Raw genomic sequence first — 17,370 nt, forward strand, 5'->3', positions numbered from 1 at the left:
GCTGCGCTCATTTCACCGTCACGCTTATTATAAATGTTTTGCCCGCGTCGACCGGGTTCGGCGTGATTGTCACTGCGGAAATCACTGGTGCCGTGGTGTTGAGCGTTACCGTGCGTGTGATGGTCGTTGTTTTTTCTGCCCGGTCGGTCGCCGTCACCACGATGGTGTTAACGCCTTCGCGCAGCGTTACTGCTTTGGTCCATGCGCCGGAGCTGTTGACCGTTACCGCGCCCTGGTCCGTGCCGTTGAGTGTAACGCGGATCGTCACCGGCCCGCTGGTCGCATCGTTGGTCGTACCAGATACCGTCAGGGCCGTGCGGTTGGTTGCATAGTTGTCCTGCGGGCTGGTCACATCCAGTGTGGGGGGCGTAGTATCGATGGTGATGCTACGCGTGGCCGCTGTTGCCGCGTTCCCATCGTGATCGGACACATTGATCGTGATGGTATGCGCACCGTCTGCAAGGGTCGTCTGTGGCGTGTAGATAATGTCGTATCCACCCGTTACCTGCGTGACGGTCATGCCGGTTGCTGTGCTTCCTGCCGTGGCACCGCTGTCGATCTTGAGCGCCAGCGTGCTGATGTCGATTCCGCTGTCGTCATCTCGGAGCTGCGCGGTGATCGTCGGCGTGCTGTCGGTGAGCAGCGCACCTGCGCCGGGAGACGTGATGCTGATTGTGGGCTTGACTTTCTCGCGGACAACCAGACGCAGGGCTTCACCGACTGCGCCGCTTGTGGAAGCGCTGGCCGTGCCGGTATTGCCCGCGTTATCTGTAGCTGTGACTGCGACACCGTAATAGTGCCCACTTTGGTTGTAAGACGATTTTCCCGGCGCGGTAAGCGTCGCCTCCCACTTTCCGCTGCTACTGTTATACGTAAGATTGTGTTCCTGGCCGTTTATGACCGCCTTCACGGTTTGGATTGCCATTCTTTATGCCTCCAATGTAAATTTTAGTAGGAGCTTAAAAGTTCACATGTAATTTTTTCGCCCAACAATGTTCTCCCGGTTTCATTTGGATGCGTGCCGTCGTTTGGCGGGAAATAATGCGTTCGGTTAAATCGGTTGATTCCTAATGTTCGATACATGTCCACGGCGGGAATTTTGTACCCTCTCGCCAATTGGATCAATGCATCTCCAAATTCATAAAAATGTCTACCGTCGGAAAAAGTTTTTTCGTCGCTATCAATATATTCATTGTCCCAGTAGCGGAAGATTGGCGTGAGTAGCAGAATCTTGAGATTGGGATACGCGCCCCAGAGCTTTTCCAGCGCGTACCGTGCTGCGCCAAGATAGGTCGTTGTGTCCTTGGGATTGTTGGCATTATCCAACGGCACCCCGCCTTGGATGTCATTTGTGCCATAAAAAATGGTCACATGGTCGACATCCCTCCAATTGATATCCTTGAGATTAGACACCCGCTCCGCCGCATAGCTGCCGGTGTGGCCTATCGCGGCCTCCTGTAACGAGTAATCACCAGATGCTACTGCATCTGCCAGCCGGTACATGCAAAATGCATCATAGTATTGATCCGGATGCCGCGACATGCGGCACCCCTCCATTCCAACGTTGTATACTTGCATTCCTGTCAATTTGGCTATGATCGACGGATAATCCGTGGGTGGCCGGAACATGCCTGTAATGCTGTCCCCAAAACAGACCAACGTTCTGCCGTCCATTCGAGACAAAGGAGGATTCGGCAATATCACATTTCCGCCACTGTCCGGAGATATTCCGTTTATGGTAAAAACATTTGATTCGGCCCGCGAATACCAAATTGTACAAATTGGATCCGACTCAAAATGAATCGGTGTAGGTACATTTATCAAAACAACTTCGCTTTCAAACGCGCCTTTCCGATCATATACCGGCGTGTGGGCCGTGCCCGCCCCATCCCGGTTTATGTATATGTCGCGGAACCTGAATTGGTATCCGGCGACCAACTCTGCCACTACGTTACCGGGATAGTATTCCATCATCACGTCAGCGGATGAGGCTGTGAACTCATAGCCATGTAATCCCGCTGACGATATACGCATTGGGGGCATGATCTGGTCGCCCTTGCTTCCGTTGGTTGACTCGTTAAGCATAAATTGGCCATACAACATGGTAGCTGTATTTGAGCCAGGCTTTAAGTCGGTCGTATCAACGTAAATTTTGTACCGTTTTCCGATCTCTAAATCTTTATAAATCATCCGTACAAACACATTAAACCACTGGGTTGCCGTGCTGGATAATGTATACTCGTAGTATCCTTTAGAGACATCTTCCGTAATCCCACCGGAGTAGGTGCGAGACTGTGTATCCATGTCCTTGACCGTGTCGCTATAAGCGCGATACGTGCAGCTCGCCGCATCGGACTTGAGCTTCACCTCGCCAAACTGGGAGACGCTAAACGTACACGGAGTGGTGCCAAACTCGCGCCATGTGCCGCTTGTCTTTACGTCCTCTAAGATTTTTTCACACTGTTCCACAGCGTCTGCCGCGGCTTGCTCTGATTCCTCGGCCCGGCCTGCGGCGGCCTTTGCGTCATTTCGCGCGGTCAAAATACTGTTTTCATATTCAATAAATTCCGACGGTAGCGGGGACGGGACTACATCCGGCGCATTGATGCTTTGATCTACATACAACACAAGTTGCGCAGATTTTTTTACGCGTCCGTCTGTATGTGTGGCTCTCAACTGGGCCGCGATTTTCCCAGCCCTCATTGTATATTCCTTTTTAATCGGTATGGATAAAATCGTATTTCCGGCTTCTTCCGATTTCTCTACGGCCCAAATATTCTTTTCTCCATTTTGAGATACGTCCAGTACAATATTCCAATTCATGTATTCCGTTCCGGATTTTTGAATTTTTAAAGTAAACACTTTATTTTCTTCTGCATATCCAATTTCTAAGTCGGTTCTATCCGCAGTAAAACTCCAATTTTTGTTTAAAGTAATCATTTGGCCCCCTATAATCAAATACACCCCGCCCCGTCAAAGAGGCGGGGTTATGTATTTTAGGCTGCGTATTTGCCGCCACCTGCCCCTTTCAGACGGCCCAAAATATCGGAAGCATAGTTCGCGCCGCGCGACGCAAAAACGCCCGTCAGGACGCACCCAACGTAAGGCACGGTAAAGGATGCACCAATAGCTGCGTAAATGTCTGCGCCGGACAGGATGCACAGGGCGACAGCTACCGCCAGTGCGCCGATCTGGATAACGGCGGCTTTCCGCTCGCCGTCGATGATGGTCTTGATGTATTCGACGATTCCTTCTACTGTGACTGCCAAGGTCAGAAATAATGCGATTGCTTCCATGTTTTATCTCTCCTTATCATTTAAAAATCAGGGCCAGTACGGCCCCCACAATGCCCGTTGCCACCGCGCCGATTGCCGCCGCAATCAGCTTGTCCCACCATGCAGCGGGGCGTTTGGTTAGTTCGGTGACGTTCTTTTTGATTTCCCTGATGTCCTCCTGCACCCCGGTAATCTCCTGCCGGGTGGCCGCCATAGCCGCCGCAAGGTCATGTATGTCCTTAACCTCAACTTCCAGCCGATCAAGCCGGTGATGTGCAGACTTGGCGCTTTCAAGAGCCTGCACCGCCATGCTTTCTGGTTCCATTGGTGTTGTCCTCCTTTATGTAATAGTCACAGCAAACAGCCGCTCGCCGTTCGCGTACACGCCGCAGCCCGCGCCGGGCGGGCCGATCGCCTTGATCTGGAAATACCAGTCCCATCCCTGCTGCTTCCCAAACCTCGTTTTCAGCACCGCACCGTTTCCGGCGGTGAAAGCCGGCTTTTTGTAGCTGGTCAGCTTTACCGTATAGACCTGCCCCTCTGGTAGGTGCATGTCCATCGTCGTGTCGGACTTGATTGCATACAGTGCCTGCTTCACCATGTCCAGGAACCGCGGCCAGCCAAGTGCCAGCGTGCGGTGCGGGCAGTTTTTGCCAGAATAGTCCTGATGCTTTGTCACCTGCTCCAATCCCCAACCGTACCGCGCCAGAATCGACGCGGTCAGCTCGGCGGCATTTTTTTCAGCCTGTTCAAACCGCGGCCCTCCACTTCTGGAATAGCAGATCTCAATCGCGACGCCCTGCCGGTTTCCTCGTCCATTCCCGTCGCCCGCGTGCCAGGCGTTCCGGGTCTCCAGAATCGCCTGGATGGCCTCAATATCGTCGACGGCATAATGAAAAGAGACTTGAGCATCGTTGTTGGTCATATATGCGACTTCATTTTCCGCGCTTGCATCGTTGGCGGTATTGTGGATAACTACACGGGTTGGTGACATGGAGTAGGGGCATTTGATGCTGTATTTGCTGTCTGGAACCAGATTTTGTGTAAGGGTCATTCGGCTACCTCCGCAAAATACTGACCAATCAGCTCATGCGGTAGGTATTGCAGATTGATCTTTCCTCCTTTTGACTCCCCGGTTCGTTGGCAAATGTACAGATTGCCGTCCTCTGGGTCAGAGTAATACAGTCCGTATGTGTATTCCATGCCCCGCGCTGCTGGAATCGGGTCGTCTTGTGTGCCCCTGTGAGATACGTCAATAATTTCCCATGAGTCCGCCATAACATCTGGCGTCCAATTGGCTTGCGTGGTATGGCCTTTGCCGTCGCGGACTTTGTAGAGTTTGTCTGTCGGCGGAAAATACCGACGATCTCCCGAACAGACTCGTTCGTTTGCCTTCCACGGCTTAAACATCGTTCTTCTTTCGGCTGCTTCGCTGTCAGTTAGCTTGTTTGCGGCATATTCTACATTCCGCCTAAAACTGATGGCGTGAGATAATATATCCATTTTTTCTTTACCTCGTTTTTTAGAAAGCAACATTTGATCCGTTGATGCCTCTATATATTTTGTGGTCGGCTGTACAAAAGACAATGCAACCCTCTCCGATAAAATCAGTCGGGATTGTCTCTGATACAGTAACATTGTGTTCCCCGTATAATTTGTATGTATCGCTTTTTATCCCTTCCGATACATATACAGTGATTAAATCTGGTTTCTCCCACGTTTTATCTGTTTCCGCGCTAAGATTCCCGATCGTGAGATTTATAGTTCCACTGGTCACTGCCGCACCCTGATCATCTCTTTTTGTTATTATATTTTCAATTGCAAATCTGCCACGCGAATTTCTGGCTATTTGACAGTACCCTTCTTTGCTTCCTCTTTCTTTAAAATATATATTTTGAGAGCTTTCCCCATTTATTGTAATTTTGGTGTCAAAAGTTCCGGAAATCTCGTTTATCGATGTCCAGTAATACGGTCCTTCGGTATCTCGGCATAATACGCAGGCGTCCTTCGTTGGGGCTTCTATTTTTTCCGTGGCCTCTACGTCGCCTGCGGTTAGCACGATATTTGACGTCAATGGTTTTCCGTTTATTGTCCGGCTTGTTGGTACGGCGCCAATCGTCCCGCACATGCTCTCTTTTCCGCTCCAATATGGAGCGCCGCTCGTTCCCTGCGTTAAATACCCTGTTCCAGATGTAGGTGGGGACAGTTGCGACAGTGTGCTACTCGACGTGGGATAGATCAGCCGGTTGGCGGTCCACCCGCTTTTTCCCGTCCCTCCGCTTGATATTGGTATGATCCCGGATATATCTTGGCTATCCGTCTTTGTTACTCCAACCGCAACCCAACACGTCCCATCATATTGTAAGATTTGAGGCTTTCCAGCCAAAATCCAGTTGCTGTTTTTGCTTGTCCCTGTGGTTTGACTATTATTTATTCTGATTTTAATGCTTTTTGATCCAAGTCCATTCAGGTTTAACGATGGGATGCTGACGGTACTGACGGTGTGCGGGATGATTGTAATCGTTAGCCCCTTTGATAGCTCTGCGATTCCGTCAATTGTTGCGGTATATAGACTTCCTGTTCCTGCTGTCGTGACCACCGGGGGCAAAATTGGTATTTGTCCAATTTTAATTTTTCCGTCAATCAAGTCTGGTGCCCCAACTTCTTTTGCCGACGGCATCCAGTTAACTGGTCGGCACGCCGCAACTGCCGCAGCTTTGGCCTGATCCGCTTTATCCTGGGCGGCGGCTGGCGTTTCTTTTCCTGTCTCCAATCCTCGCAGCGCAGAGTCAATCGCATCCATATTCTCGTTTTGTTTGGTTATATCATAAGTGTCGTTTTCGGCAGGCTTGTGCAATTTGTAATAGGTTGTATCGATCATTCCCGCATTTCTCCATTCCGTATTTGATCGTGGGTATACGCATGTAGCTGTCCGTGTGTATAGGCCGACACACCAGCATGAGTCAAAAAGTTATATATATAACTAAAAGCAAGGTGCGCGGGCTTGATGTCTTCAATAGTCGCGGTCAGGTCTTCTAAATTTGGGGGTATTCCAAGGCTGCTGAATTTCACTTCAAACGAGTAATTTTCCGGATGTTCGATGATTTCTACATCTCCGTTTACAAAGCTTTCCGCGGCATTTTTTATCATCGCAATCGTCGCGGTCCCTTTGCTGCGGATTTTACTGATAACGCGCGAGCGGCGGAAATCGTACGGTTTACTTATGTCAGTCTCGATTCCATAAAGTTTTTCCCAAAAATCCAGCCCCCAAGTGGCTGTACTCACAAAAAGCTGATCCAAGAGAGATTCATGAGCTTCCCATAGGGCGACTGCTTCCGGATTCATCGCGTCCAGCGTCGCACAGGTTTCTGGGCTTTTCAGATAATCTGGTGGCACTTGGTTCTTTAGGGCTTTCATACAACTGTCACCCCCACGTTTCCTAAGACCGGCACTTGATCGGTATCCAGCGATATATTTGCCTTACCAGAATTAACTGTCAGCGTGACATAATCTGTTACACCTTGCATTCCCAGCAGGATATACGATACTCGGTTATAGACAATTTCGTTTTTCACAAACGCCAGCTCATCGAGGTATTTTCCAACCGCCGCGGTAAATTCTGCTTTTATGGCGGCAGCGCCGACGCTTCCGTCTGTTTTTACCTGCGCCAATACGTTTATTGTCAGCGCCCTTGCGGACACAACCGTGACCGCTGCGCCAACCGGCCGGCGGTCTTCGATGTGCGCTTTGCAGTCAGCGGTAATTTCCGTTCCGACCGGCCTCATATTTTGGTCCACAATGATGATCCCGACAGTCCCCGGTCCGTTGTTCAGCGGCAGCACCTTCGCGCGGCCAACTCCGTTTACTTCTTCTGCCCAGCGCTTGTAATCGTATAGATTTCCGCCTGCGCTTGGATTTTGCAGGACGTCGCACAACCTTCCGTATAGCGCCTTGTCCGTTTCCCGGTCGGTTCCGCCCTCCGCCTTTCCACTGCTTACGCCGGTGATGCCGCTTATGCTGGAGGCCAACCGGTCGATGTTCCCGGCATCCGCGTTGTATTCTGATCCGATCTCCGCCGCTTCCGCTTCTACCTGGGCGGTTCCGTTTGCAATGGTTGCCGCCGCTATCGTAAGATATTCCAACCCTGGCATCGACAGCAGCACGGTCCCTTTAGCTACGGTCGTCCCGTTGCTTCCGGTAAGCGTGACGGTTGCTTTCGCTTTTGTTCCCGGCTTTCGTTCAATTCCGTATTCCGCACATCGCCTTTCAAGGTACTCTCCAGAGACTTCATCCACGAATGCGATAGGGATCACCGCGTTGATCGATTCGTACACCTTGCTGATTTCCAACGACACGGGGGAGATAATATCGTTTGTGTAACTGCCCTCCCGCTTGTCAAGCTCATTTGACATACTGGATAAAATATCCGCTTTTATGGCTTCGTACGTTTTTTCCTCATACACGGATCGTGTCACCCCCGTAAATGGTTTGTATTGTGCAGCTTCCGTTCAGCTTGTCGTCTTGCAGCGTCATTGCTATATCGGTCACGCCGGTAATATACGGGTTTACCGACAGGCATTCCCTTACAAAACGTGGGATTTCCGACCGCTTTAAGTCTTCTGTGTATGCCTGTCCAATGAGGGATTCCATTTCATTTCCAAAATCCCACGAGTACATCTCATACATGTACCGCGGCGTCGATAGAGCTTTGTATGCCCACACCTTCACCGCCTCAACTCCGGTTACAATTACCGGTGATCCTCCCTTAAATATCGGTGTATTTTCGCTATAGTCCCAGGCTGTTTCCCGGTATAGCGGCAGGTCTTGCGTCACTGTCACAGCTTGCGGCTGCAACGACGGAAAAAGCGTCATATTCACACCACCTTACAGACCACCACAAATTGTTGGTTGCAGTTCACTGAGATCATCAGCACTTGATCCCCGTTTTCTAGGTCCCGAATGTCTGGGTTCCTCAGCAGGTCCGTTCCTTGCTGAATTGTTCCGGCAAGATCGATGCAGAAAGGGGAGAGGGACAACACTTTTCCCAGATACACGATACTTGCCTCGTCTTTTGGTTTTATCGCTGCCGCCAATTCCACAAAAGCATTTCCTTCCATGTCATTCCTTCTTTCCGAGATTCAGATGGACAATTTGTCTATTCTTCTTTTTGCCCGCGGTTTTGCTTCCCGTTTTATTCGGCAGGCTTCCGGCCTCTCGCTCATCCATGATGTTTTTAAAGTTTAGCACGAGCTTATTCAGGTACAGCCCTTTTTTCCATTCGTGCGTGTCTTCATCGATATAAAATAGCCCATATACACCGGTGTGCGGCTCGTGGACCACAACAGTTCCGCCGGTTACGTTTGCGATATTACCCAAGTTGTTGACCGTGATTTTTTGTTGCAGCCCATTGTCATCGAGCAGTTTTTGCGCCTCTGCCGTGGCGTCCTCCCCATCCTTTTGTTTCACCTGACTCTGCATCAGGCCATACAGACGGATTGTATCGTCGTTTTTAATGGTCCGGATCAGCTTGTCATTTTTGTCATATATGGCAACCTGGTTTACCATGCTGTCGATGCTGTTCGTTGTGCTTATATCGATCAGGTTTGATCCGCCCTCCAGCACCAGGGTTTTGTCGTTCACCTTTTTTTCCAGCACGCAGAGCTTTTCTGCGTCAAAAACCAGGTGATATTTTTTCTTTGTCTTGGCCGCCGCGAGCGTATAGGCCGTCTGAATGATGTCATAGAGAGACACGCCAATGAAATTGCGCGTGATCGGTACTCCTGTTGTAGCGATGTCCCCGGCAGTGATCCCGTGCTCGCTGCATATACTTCTCACAATAGATTCCGGCGCTTGGCCGGTATATTTTTTTACCACTTTGTTGCTTTTTAGATATATTCCCCGGTCATACGCCGTCACCTTGATCGTATTTCCCTCGCTGGATTTCTGGAGGCTAAACACGATTCCCGTAAACAACGTGGTGCTGTCTTGCAGGAGTGTGACGTAATTCCCGTTTTCGATTGATACGGACGGCACTGATTTGTCTATGGGGGATGATAGCAGTTCAAATGACAGCGTCCGCGTACACTGCTTATAATTTCCCGACCAGGTTACGGTCGGGACGAGCGTCGTTATGTCATAGACGCCGCTGCTGTTTTGCAGCGTGATCGTAATCATGGCATCACCCCAATTTTGATTTATCCGGCAGCCGCAGGACCGATCCCGCACGGATCAGGTTTGGATTTTTGATCCCGTTGAATGTCGCCAGTTTCGCGGCAAGTCCGGCGCTCCCGTAAAACCTGCGGCAGATCGCCCCCAGCGTATCTCCGGACGCAATTTTGTACGTTTGAGGTGTGGCGGGCGGGGCTTCCACGGCGCGCGCGGAACTGGCCGCTGCGGCCGCCTCGATTTTTACGGCTGCAAGCTCTTTGTATTCGCACAGTTCCAGCGACATGTACAAGTCATTCGACCCGTCTTGCTCCTTGTACGTGATGCTCTGGACTCTGACAGGGATGTTCACCGTCGTGTCTGTGATGATCAGCCGCAGAACGGTCCCTTCATTTTTGAATCGCTCAAACGTCGAGATATAGGCGTATGGTTCCACGATTTCGTTCACTGTCACAAACTGATATTTTTGCGCCGGGATCAAAAAATCCAATTTGATGGTTTTATATGTATCGGTCCCCAGCAGCGCAACATCGCCCATGGCATGGATGTTGACCGTTTCCATATTGCGATCCGTTGTGATCTCAAATGACGGGGGAGTGACCGGCATGTTCATTTCCGCGCCATTTTCCGCGTTTTTAAATATAATCTTTCTTAGCATGTCGATCTCCTTATACCGTTCTCATTGCCTGGCACACTTCTTGTGCCACTAATTCGGCAACGTGACGGGCTTCGTCTTCTGCACCTTCCCTGATCTGCATCCCGTCCATATTTACAACGATAACCGGCCCGGCCCCAGACGCGTACTGCCTCGCCTGCGCCGCGGTCAACACCTGTTCTCCCTCGTGCAAGAGGGCAGGGAAATTGTCGTAAGGGACACGTGCCATGCCAAATGCTTTCGCGGGTCCATATTGCTGTGCACCGGATCGATCTGCTGGCGCGGTTTCCTTTTCTTGATTTTCTCTCTGGTTTGAGTAGGTTCCGATCCCCTCTTGCGGGGCCTCGCCTGTTTCTGTTGGTCCCCCATAATAAAATCCGTCGGTATAATCTCCGTTGAGATAGTTTTTTACCGGATCATTTTTTGCAAGAGCAACCGCCATGCCCTTACTAAATTCTTCTCCCATTTCATAGCCAAAAGTCTTATACACTTCATCCTGTACCATGGCGTCGCGTATTCCGCCAACCAGTGCTTTTTGACTTTCCACCTCAAGCTTCGCGCCCTCTGTTTTGTTGTACTCAGCAGCGGCGATTACCTGTGCTTCCTGCAACACACGCCCCATTTCGGCGCCGTCATCCTTGGCGGAAGCCTCCGCATATTCTTTGTACAGCTCGGATAGACGTTTTTGCGTTTCTTCTGAAAATGTATTATATATATTTCCTTGGGTTACGGATTTGTAGGCGTCTCGTTGCATTTCTTCTTGGAGATTTTCCAAAGAAGCTTTATATTCTCCGATTCTGCGATTGGCCTCTTTCATTTCTTCGCCAGAGTCGCCCTCGTAAAACCGGATTTCATCCTGGATTCCCTTTTTCCGGGCTTCGTTGTACCCTTTTCCCATGGCAGACTGCATTTCTTGATTCCATCCGGTCAGCGTGCTTTGCATGCCCGCATAGGTTTTAGATTGTTCCTCCATGGCCCCAGCGTACAATTCATCAAATTTTTGGATGATGAGTTCGGAGACTTCTACACCACTCAATTTTCCTTCTGATATCAGGTCATAGACATCACCTTTAGATTTCCCCAGATTCTCGGCGATGTATCCGACAGCATCAACGCCACGGTCGTTCAAAATATTCAGGTATTCCAGCGTCGCCTTGTCGCTGGATTTCATGCGGCCGATAGCTGTTGCAACCATGTTCATATCGGGCGTTGTCATGCCCAATGCCGCACCAGCGTTACCGACGCTGGTCAGAGTCGGTAACGTGTTTTGTTCGTCATAGCCAAACGTTTTCAGCGTCTTAGACATGGCGGTCAGGTCTCCGTACAAAAATGGCGTTGAATTGGCCATATCCTTCAAGTCGCTCAAAAACGTTTCCGCTTTTCCTTTATCGTTTCCAAACAGCGTCGTAAACGACACGAGGTCCGTTTCTCTCTGCGCCGCGATCCCACTTCCGGCGGTCAAATTCTCTTGCTGTTCCTGTGTGACCACTTGATATTGCTCTTGTACCGCTGTTCGGTATGCCTGATCCTGGTTCTCAAATATCTGTGTTGCGCCGGTTATAGCCCCGACACCCGCGCCGATCGCTCCGCCGATGGCCGTCCCGATTCCCGGCGCAATCATCGACCCCATGGCAGCCCCCGCGGCAGCGCTCCCCAGAATCGATCCAAACATTGTTCCCGTTTCGCTACCAAACGCACTTGATACCGCTGTGTTCGCCGTGGAGGCAAGCGCGTTTCCGATCATCTGGGTAAACCCGGCGGATGCAAACGATTTCAGGAGTCCTGATTCTCCGCCGTCCGGCCTGCCGCCTCCGCTTCCAGCCCGGTTTCCCTCTCGGCGTTCTGTGCGTCCCAGGTTTTCCATTTCACGCTGTGCGGATCGCGCCTCCCTGGTCACAAGCTTCAAATTTTCTTGGATTCGGTCGTATTCTTCTTGTAGCTCGACAAGCTTATTTGTTTTTCCGGCTTCGTCTTCTAAGTTTCTTATTTCATCACGAGCTTGTTGCATCGCCTTTTTTGCTTCTTGCAATTGCTTTTTCGCTCGATCTGATTCTATTTTCAAGGTTGCCTTTGTTCGATTTAACGCATCAATTTTATGCTGTAATCCGTCGGTTTCTCTTGAAAACGCCGAATTTGCATTACGCATTGACGTTATTGCGTTTGAATAATTGTCTCTTGCGCTTATAACGATGGATACATTCGGCACTGCGTTCACCTTCTTCTGGATTCCATGTCTTTTTCAAAAAAAGCTCTTATCACAGCCTTTTCCCCGGCGGGCAGGTTGTAATAAGAGCCGGGCAGTATATTTTTTTCAGCGAACAGGTAGTACATCAGCTGTACTTCCGGGTCTTCCTCTATTTTTTTTTAACTTCCTCCACTGTGCTTTTGCGGTATCCGCTCAACTTTTCAATTTCTTGCGCCAAGTCTTCGATTTCTCCCGCAAGCAGCATCTTTTTGAGCAATTCAGCAGGAGTCGGCACGCTGAATTTTTCCATCAGCTCTTTCGATTTCAGGTCCGGCGCGGTAACTCCGGCCAGCACGATGTGGATGCTCATATCCTGGTCCTTTGTGGCGGCGGAAGCTTTGATGTCCGCTACGCGGCTGTAGGACAGCGCCTTGAGGGAAAAGATCACATCTTCCCCGCAAATTTCACTTAGACGTTTTACCTTGAAATCTTTTTCCGGCGCCGCCATGATCAGCTTTTCGTCTGCCGCAAGCAGGCTTTTTAATACGTCCATCTTTATACCTCCGGGATCATGTCAAGATAATCGTAATCGGTGAAGGTAAACGGGGATTCGATTTTCCCGGCGGTGTTCGCCTCCCAGTCTGCCAAAGTCAGATCATCGAAGGACACGCCGTTTGCCACCACGCGCTCCGCGCCGTAGGCATCCGGATCGTCCAGCTTTGAAATGATCGTAAACCGGGCGTCCTCGCCGTTCTTGATTTTTTCTCCGATCTTCCGCGCCATGCGGCTGGATACCTTATACATCTTCACGGAGCCGGTGCAATCTATTCCGGTGATCTTTTTGTCAACCGCCATCATCCCGCACCGGGCAATATCTTCTTTTTTAAACGACACCTTGAGCTGCATCCCGTAGCACTCGGTCACGTACTCACCATCCAGCCAGACTTCGCCCCAAGTACCGGATATGACTCTTTTTGCACTTTCCACGGTTTATGCCTCCTTAAATTACGATTTGCAAGTCGATGTCTTCAATCGCATCCAAAATTTTGATGTTTGCCAGCAAAAACACTTTATCCGCGGTATTTGCGCTGCGGATTTCCTGCTCGCTCATCGCGGACACATCTACGCCTGTACTCTGCAAATAGGCTTTTTGCGCCTCTACATCGATGTCGATTGTGTTTTTTCCGGGGTCAAGCACACCGTCGATCTCAAGCTGCGTAAAATATCCTTTGATCGCCGTGATGAAAAGGCATTTGTTGTCATAGCTGTTGGCGTACTTCCCGATGTAGCTGTCCTGCGCGGTGATCTGTATATCCCTTTTGATCGCGGCCACGGCATCCACGATTTTGATCTTTTTAAACTGTTCTCCCTTGTCTTTGGTTGTGGTGGTCAGAGAGTTGATTCCACGGCCTACTTTCACTTTGCGTCCGTCGTGCATCAGAATGAACTTTCCGGCGTCAATCGCGGTATCCATTTCCTCTTTGGTCATGCGCTTAATGTCGGTGATTTCCGGAAGCGGGGCATAGGTGCAGGATATATTCATCGGCGTTCCGGCCAGCAATCCCGCGATGCGGCTGCAATACTGCGCCGCGGTGTATATCTGATCTCCTGTCTGGATTTCCTCTGCCACAAAATTAATCACGGCTTCGTTATCTGCTGTATGCCCCGGCAAAACCGCGCGCGGCGTCGCTCCCTGCTCCCATTGCGTTTTCACCCAGGATGCAATGGCGGTCGATTCCGCGCTTGAGGTATCCGGCGGACCGGCGAGGTAATCAAACGTCTGTGTCGCAAAATAGTCGAGCGCTTCTGTCAGGTTTGCTGCGTCCAACGGCAGGACGTACAAAATCACCTTGCTCGGCGCACTGACATAGCCCAAAAACGTGCGGCTTACATATTCCTGGTTGTCCGCCGCAAGTTCTGCCGGAACCTCTGTTGCGCCGGTAATCACGTGCGCGCCGTTTTGCTTACTGTCCTTTATGATCAGTCCGACCGTACCTTTTTTTGATAACTGCACGGCTGCGGCCGCAGCTGTTTTAAATGCGATATTGATATTTGGCAGTCCCATAGCGTTATGCCTCCTTTATGGTCGTTTCTACTGTTTTGATGGTCTGATATTGCTCGGCTTGTTCGTCCGTGTCGTCAAAATACGATACCGTGATGGTCATAGCAAGCAAATTTGGCCCGGCTTCGTCCACCTTGGTCGAGATATTCAGCTTTCGATTTCCAACGGCGAGCTTACCGGGGGAAAACGCCGATATGATCTTTTGCTGCGCGTCTACCAACTGCGACATGATCGGATTTTTATGGGCATCCAGTTCTCCCATATACATCAGCGTAAATTCCGCCTTGCATTTCACGGCACACCGGGTGGCTGGAATCGATTCCCATTTTTTCAATTCAATGTAGTAGCTTGGCCTTTCAAATTCCTGCGGGCAATTCTCCGTATACGCGGTCGCGCCCGGAAACATCTTGCACAACACGGCGCAAATTGCATCTATCAGGTTTGTGTATGTGAGCAACTATCCGCCCTCCATTCTCTGCAAAATTTCGTCCGCAAACCGTTCGGCTTCTTCAACGGCCTTTTTCCCCAACTCATCGTTTGCCGCCTTGTAAAAAAACCTTCCGCTTACGGCGATCATTTTAGCCCGGCCTGGCCGCTTTCGCTTTGTATCCGGGGAGGGTGGACGGACGCGGTGCCCGTTTTCGATCGCGTTTGTGATTTGTCCATATCTGTACGCATTCCCTTTTCCGTTCGGCGGCAGCTCGCCTTTTCGCGGTCTTACGGCTGCATATCCGCCTTTTGTTCCAACGGCTTTTTCCTGCCACCCTTTTATTTTCGTAGTGTCTCCGTTCAACCTTTCGTCCGTTTTCTGGTCCAAGGTTTCGTTTGCAATAGACGCCAGCCGTTCATGGAGTTTGCGCCGGGCTTCTTTATTTCCCTTCAAAATATTTTCCACCCGGCGCGAAAACCCATCAAACTGCGACGTGTCAATGCTCTGGGACATTTTTACACATCCTTTGTATTGACAATTTCATACTCATTTTTGTACTGATCCAGGCAATGAGCGATTTGTACAACATAGGTTTCGGAGCCGATGTTTACCAGGTCCCCTGATAGCAGCTCGATTTTCTTTGGCGTTACTATCACCAAGGTGGTCGTGGTCTGAGATTCCGGCGTATCTTTTTGATAACCCATATACTTTTCGGTTAAACAGGCCGGAAATTCAGCGATACGGATCGGCTCTTCTTGCCATTGCGGGCGGTTGTACTGGTCCTTCGTTTTTGGCCTCCTGGACGCAATACATTTTACAGGTTCGATCATCGCAGCCTGTATTTCACAGTACATCCGGTTTATTTCTTTGATCGACGTTAGAAAGCAGTGTTTCCCATTCCAGTCTATGGCGTTGTTCAGGGATATAGGGCGGCGGCGAACCGTAAATTTTACGCCCGCCACCCCAATTCCAACCTTTGAAAATAAATTGCTCCCTTGCTGTATTTCCGCCTTTGCCCAAGTGTCTTCTGTACTGTCCCACCAAAAATACGCGCCGCTGTTTTGCAGGTGTTTTAATCCGATTCTTTCATTCAATTCGCCTGCATTCATCAGCTATCCTCCTGCAAGGCTCCGGCTTGCAGCTGAGAAATCAAATTCCGCAGACCGAAACCAAGGTCTTTATCGTTTCCGACCGCCTCCCGGTTGTCGTACCAATGCGAAAACAGCATGCATACCGCCAGTCGATATGCCGGATTCGCTTCGTTGAGTTCCCTGCTTTTTTGATCGATCGCCTCTGTTATGTACGCTTCAGCTGCATCAAAGATGATTTTTGCGCCATATTCAATCTCCCTCTGGTCCACCCTTGCATATTTCAAGGCATCTTCCAAAAGCGTTCCCATCAGATTTTACCGGTTACATCCATTGCGCCGCGTACAACGGCGGCGGCATCCACCGTCACGACGTCTTCGCGCTCAATCACGCGCATTTCGGTCCGGTTCTTCCGGAATGCCGTGCCGCCAATGTTTGTAGATGCAATCTGATGCCCTTTCCGCTCAAACATCTTGATGTACTCCGGGATGTTTCCGATAAAAATGGGGGCAAGCTGCTTCTGCGCGTCTCCGGTGCCGCTGGTCTCTGTCGGCAGCGTCGAGTTGGATACGACTCTAACAGATTTTCCGGCAAAAACTTTTCCGCTGGGATTGGTAATGTCCACCTGCATCAAGGGCCTGCCGTTTTTGTCCTCCAACGTGTCAAGATACTGGTACCCATCTTGGTTGGTCAGGATAATGGAGCTTGCCGCAAAGATCGGATCCAGTGTTACGTTGATCGCTTTTTTGATCGCTTTGTAATCGGCAAATGGAGTGGCATCCAGCGCGTTGAGCTTCGCGCAGATCAGTTGATTCCTGGTAACAACCGATTTCTTCCCGATCCAATTGACCAAAAACGCGATGATATTTTGATCAGTATCTTCCAGCAGATCGTTCGGGATCGGCGTCCATCCGCCGTAATCTTTGATGTCGTATTTGATGGCCTCAAATTTTGGCGGGATCATTTCGGGCAAATCCATGTCGTCCGATGTGAGGTTTTCAAACGGCGTCAGTTCCGCAAGAGTTTCGTAAACGCGGCTTCCGGACTTCATGTTTGTCGCAATTACGTCAACCAGGCTCTCCAAACGGTCAAGTGTGCGCTTGTACTCGTTGATCTTGGTCTGGATGTCCTGCGGCAGCAGCAGTCCGCCGTTTTCGTCCGGCGTCTCGTGCAATCCCTCGGCAGCGTAAACATCCAGCGCGGCGTCGTAAGCGCTTCTTTCGTTCGGCCTCAGCCACGCGACACACATGTCGCGCCTTCGGAGTGCGGAGAAAAACGCCCTTCTGTAATCCGCTTTTGCTTCTTCTTTGTCTTTTACTTCACCTTTCGGCGGATCAGCGGGCGGCGGATCCGTATCCAGCTCTGCCATCAGGTCGGCTTTTTCGATCAGGTCTTTTGCTTCCGCCACCTTTGCCTTCGCCTTTTCCATCTCGTTTTTTGCCACCAGATCGCGTGCTTCCTGTTTCAGCTTATTTGCCTGTACCCGGAGTTCTCTTTCTTCTTTTGTCAC

Annotated in this window: 22 protein-coding genes; all 22 read right to left on the reverse strand. The window is 50.4% G+C overall.

Going from position 1 to position 17,370, the window contains the following annotated elements:
- Positions 1-7: 7 nt before the first annotated feature.
- On the reverse strand, positions 8-925 hold the full coding sequence (locus BN2106_RS11045; protein WP_050698650.1) for an Ig-like domain-containing protein: 918 nt from the start codon (positions 923-925) through the stop codon (positions 8-10).
- A 23-nt stretch (positions 926-948) separates the two neighbouring features.
- On the reverse strand, positions 949-2,940 hold the full coding sequence (locus BN2106_RS11050; protein WP_050698651.1) for an SGNH/GDSL hydrolase family protein: 1,992 nt from the start codon (positions 2,938-2,940) through the stop codon (positions 949-951).
- 56 nt (positions 2,941-2,996) lie between these two features.
- On the reverse strand, positions 2,997-3,296 hold the full coding sequence (locus BN2106_RS11055) for a hypothetical protein (protein WP_050698652.1): 300 nt from the start codon (positions 3,294-3,296) through the stop codon (positions 2,997-2,999).
- Positions 3,297-3,312: 16 nt separating this feature from the next.
- Positions 3,313-3,600 carry a hypothetical protein gene (locus BN2106_RS11060; RefSeq protein WP_050698653.1) on the reverse strand — a complete coding sequence of 96 codons (288 nt, stop codon included), beginning with the start codon at positions 3,598-3,600 and terminating at the stop codon, positions 3,313-3,315.
- Positions 3,601-3,615: 15 nt separating this feature from the next.
- The gene (locus tag BN2106_RS11065; RefSeq protein ID WP_050698654.1) at positions 3,616-4,329 is read right to left on the reverse strand and encodes a peptidoglycan recognition protein family protein; all 714 of its coding nucleotides are present in this window, start codon (positions 4,327-4,329) and stop codon (positions 3,616-3,618) included.
- Positions 4,326-4,862: a hypothetical protein gene (locus tag BN2106_RS11070; RefSeq protein ID WP_195891830.1), complete on the reverse strand. Its 537-nt coding sequence runs from the start codon at positions 4,860-4,862 to the stop codon at positions 4,326-4,328. Before BN2106_RS11070 ends, BN2106_RS11065 begins: the two co-directional genes overlap by 4 nt.
- Positions 4,798-6,156, reverse strand: a complete 1,359-nt coding sequence (locus tag BN2106_RS11075; protein ID WP_050698656.1) for a hypothetical protein — start codon at positions 6,154-6,156, stop codon at positions 4,798-4,800. Before BN2106_RS11075 ends, BN2106_RS11070 begins: the two co-directional genes overlap by 65 nt.
- Positions 6,153-6,692 carry a YmfQ family protein gene (locus BN2106_RS11080; RefSeq protein ID WP_050698657.1) on the reverse strand — a complete coding sequence of 180 codons (540 nt, stop codon included), beginning with the start codon at positions 6,690-6,692 and terminating at the stop codon, positions 6,153-6,155. Before BN2106_RS11080 ends, BN2106_RS11075 begins: the two co-directional genes overlap by 4 nt.
- Positions 6,689-7,738, reverse strand: coding sequence for a baseplate J/gp47 family protein (locus BN2106_RS11085; protein ID WP_050698658.1), 1,050 nt, complete (start codon positions 7,736-7,738; stop codon positions 6,689-6,691). Before BN2106_RS11085 ends, BN2106_RS11080 begins: the two co-directional genes overlap by 4 nt.
- The gene (locus BN2106_RS11090) at positions 7,731-8,147 is read right to left on the reverse strand and encodes a DUF2634 domain-containing protein (protein WP_050698659.1); all 417 of its coding nucleotides are present in this window, start codon (positions 8,145-8,147) and stop codon (positions 7,731-7,733) included. Before BN2106_RS11090 ends, BN2106_RS11085 begins: the two co-directional genes overlap by 8 nt.
- Positions 8,148-8,149: 2 nt before the next feature.
- Positions 8,150-8,392 (reverse strand): hypothetical protein, encoded by a 243-nt coding sequence (locus BN2106_RS11095; RefSeq protein ID WP_050698660.1) that lies wholly within the window; start codon positions 8,390-8,392, stop codon positions 8,150-8,152.
- Between the two features lies 1 nt (position 8,393).
- Positions 8,394-9,449 carry an XkdQ/YqbQ family protein gene (locus BN2106_RS11100; RefSeq protein ID WP_050698661.1) on the reverse strand — a complete coding sequence of 352 codons (1,056 nt, stop codon included), beginning with the start codon at positions 9,447-9,449 and terminating at the stop codon, positions 8,394-8,396.
- 4 nt (positions 9,450-9,453) lie between these two features.
- On the reverse strand, positions 9,454-10,098 hold the full coding sequence (locus tag BN2106_RS11105; RefSeq protein WP_050698662.1) for a LysM peptidoglycan-binding domain-containing protein: 645 nt from the start codon (positions 10,096-10,098) through the stop codon (positions 9,454-9,456).
- Positions 10,099-10,108: 10 nt separating this feature from the next.
- Positions 10,109-12,301, reverse strand: a complete 2,193-nt coding sequence (locus BN2106_RS11110) for a tape measure protein (protein ID WP_207641720.1) — start codon at positions 12,299-12,301, stop codon at positions 10,109-10,111.
- A 148-nt stretch (positions 12,302-12,449) separates the two neighbouring features.
- Positions 12,450-12,833 carry a phage tail assembly chaperone gene (locus BN2106_RS11115; RefSeq protein ID WP_050698664.1) on the reverse strand — a complete coding sequence of 128 codons (384 nt, stop codon included), beginning with the start codon at positions 12,831-12,833 and terminating at the stop codon, positions 12,450-12,452.
- A gap of 2 nt (positions 12,834-12,835) precedes the next feature.
- Positions 12,836-13,267, reverse strand: a complete 432-nt coding sequence (locus BN2106_RS11120) for a phage tail tube protein (protein WP_050698665.1) — start codon at positions 13,265-13,267, stop codon at positions 12,836-12,838.
- Between the two features lie 13 nt (positions 13,268-13,280).
- Complete coding sequence (locus tag BN2106_RS11125; RefSeq protein WP_050698666.1) at positions 13,281-14,345, reverse strand: phage tail sheath subtilisin-like domain-containing protein; 1,065 nt, start codon at positions 14,343-14,345, stop codon at positions 13,281-13,283.
- A 4-nt stretch (positions 14,346-14,349) separates the two neighbouring features.
- Positions 14,350-14,799: a phage tail terminator family protein gene (locus tag BN2106_RS11130; RefSeq protein ID WP_050698667.1), complete on the reverse strand. Its 450-nt coding sequence runs from the start codon at positions 14,797-14,799 to the stop codon at positions 14,350-14,352.
- A complete protein-coding gene (locus BN2106_RS11135) occupies positions 14,800-15,285 on the reverse strand; it encodes a hypothetical protein (RefSeq protein ID WP_050698668.1) in 486 nt (161 codons plus the stop codon).
- A gap of 2 nt (positions 15,286-15,287) precedes the next feature.
- Positions 15,288-15,881, reverse strand: a complete 594-nt coding sequence (locus BN2106_RS11140; protein ID WP_050698669.1) for a hypothetical protein — start codon at positions 15,879-15,881, stop codon at positions 15,288-15,290.
- Positions 15,881-16,147, reverse strand: a complete 267-nt coding sequence (locus BN2106_RS11145; RefSeq protein WP_207641721.1) for a head-tail connector protein — start codon at positions 16,145-16,147, stop codon at positions 15,881-15,883. Before BN2106_RS11145 ends, BN2106_RS11140 begins: the two co-directional genes overlap by 1 nt.
- 23 nt (positions 16,148-16,170) lie before the next feature.
- On the reverse strand, positions 16,171-17,370 hold the full coding sequence (locus BN2106_RS11150; RefSeq protein ID WP_050698671.1) for a phage major capsid protein: 1,200 nt from the start codon (positions 17,368-17,370) through the stop codon (positions 16,171-16,173).

This window comes from Anaeromassilibacillus senegalensis (assembly GCF_001261775.1).
GTDB classification, from domain to species: Bacteria; Bacillota; Clostridia; order Oscillospirales; family Acutalibacteraceae; genus Anaeromassilibacillus; species Anaeromassilibacillus senegalensis.

Bases quoted from the DNA above. Each gene is read 5' to 3' on its own strand.
- BN2106_RS11045 (WP_050698650.1), bottom strand. From the start codon at position 925: ATGGCAATCCAAACCGTGAAGGCGGTCATAAACGGCCAGGAACACAAT.
- BN2106_RS11050 (WP_050698651.1), bottom strand. From the start codon at position 2,940: ATGATTACTTTAAACAAAAATTGGAGTTTTACTGCGGATAGAACCGAC.
- BN2106_RS11055 (WP_050698652.1), bottom strand. From the start codon at position 3,296: ATGGAAGCAATCGCATTATTTCTGACCTTGGCAGTCACAGTAGAAGGA.
- BN2106_RS11060 (WP_050698653.1), bottom strand. From the start codon at position 3,600: ATGGAACCAGAAAGCATGGCGGTGCAGGCTCTTGAAAGCGCCAAGTCT.
- BN2106_RS11065 (WP_050698654.1), bottom strand. From the start codon at position 4,329: ATGACCCTTACACAAAATCTGGTTCCAGACAGCAAATACAGCATCAAA.
- BN2106_RS11075 (WP_050698656.1), bottom strand. From the start codon at position 6,156: ATGATCGATACAACCTATTACAAATTGCACAAGCCTGCCGAAAACGAC.
- BN2106_RS11080 (WP_050698657.1), bottom strand. From the start codon at position 6,692: ATGAAAGCCCTAAAGAACCAAGTGCCACCAGATTATCTGAAAAGCCCA.
- BN2106_RS11090 (WP_050698659.1), bottom strand. From the start codon at position 8,147: ATGACGCTTTTTCCGTCGTTGCAGCCGCAAGCTGTGACAGTGACGCAA.
- BN2106_RS11095 (WP_050698660.1), bottom strand. From the start codon at position 8,392: ATGGAAGGAAATGCTTTTGTGGAATTGGCGGCAGCGATAAAACCAAAA.
- BN2106_RS11100 (WP_050698661.1), bottom strand. From the start codon at position 9,449: ATGATTACGATCACGCTGCAAAACAGCAGCGGCGTCTATGACATAACG.
- BN2106_RS11105 (WP_050698662.1), bottom strand. From the start codon at position 10,098: ATGCTAAGAAAGATTATATTTAAAAACGCGGAAAATGGCGCGGAAATG.
- BN2106_RS11115 (WP_050698664.1), bottom strand. From the start codon at position 12,833: ATGGACGTATTAAAAAGCCTGCTTGCGGCAGACGAAAAGCTGATCATG.
- BN2106_RS11125 (WP_050698666.1), bottom strand. From the start codon at position 14,345: ATGGGACTGCCAAATATCAATATCGCATTTAAAACAGCTGCGGCCGCA.
- BN2106_RS11135 (WP_050698668.1), bottom strand. From the start codon at position 15,285: ATGTCCCAGAGCATTGACACGTCGCAGTTTGATGGGTTTTCGCGCCGG.
- BN2106_RS11140 (WP_050698669.1), bottom strand. From the start codon at position 15,881: ATGAATGCAGGCGAATTGAATGAAAGAATCGGATTAAAACACCTGCAA.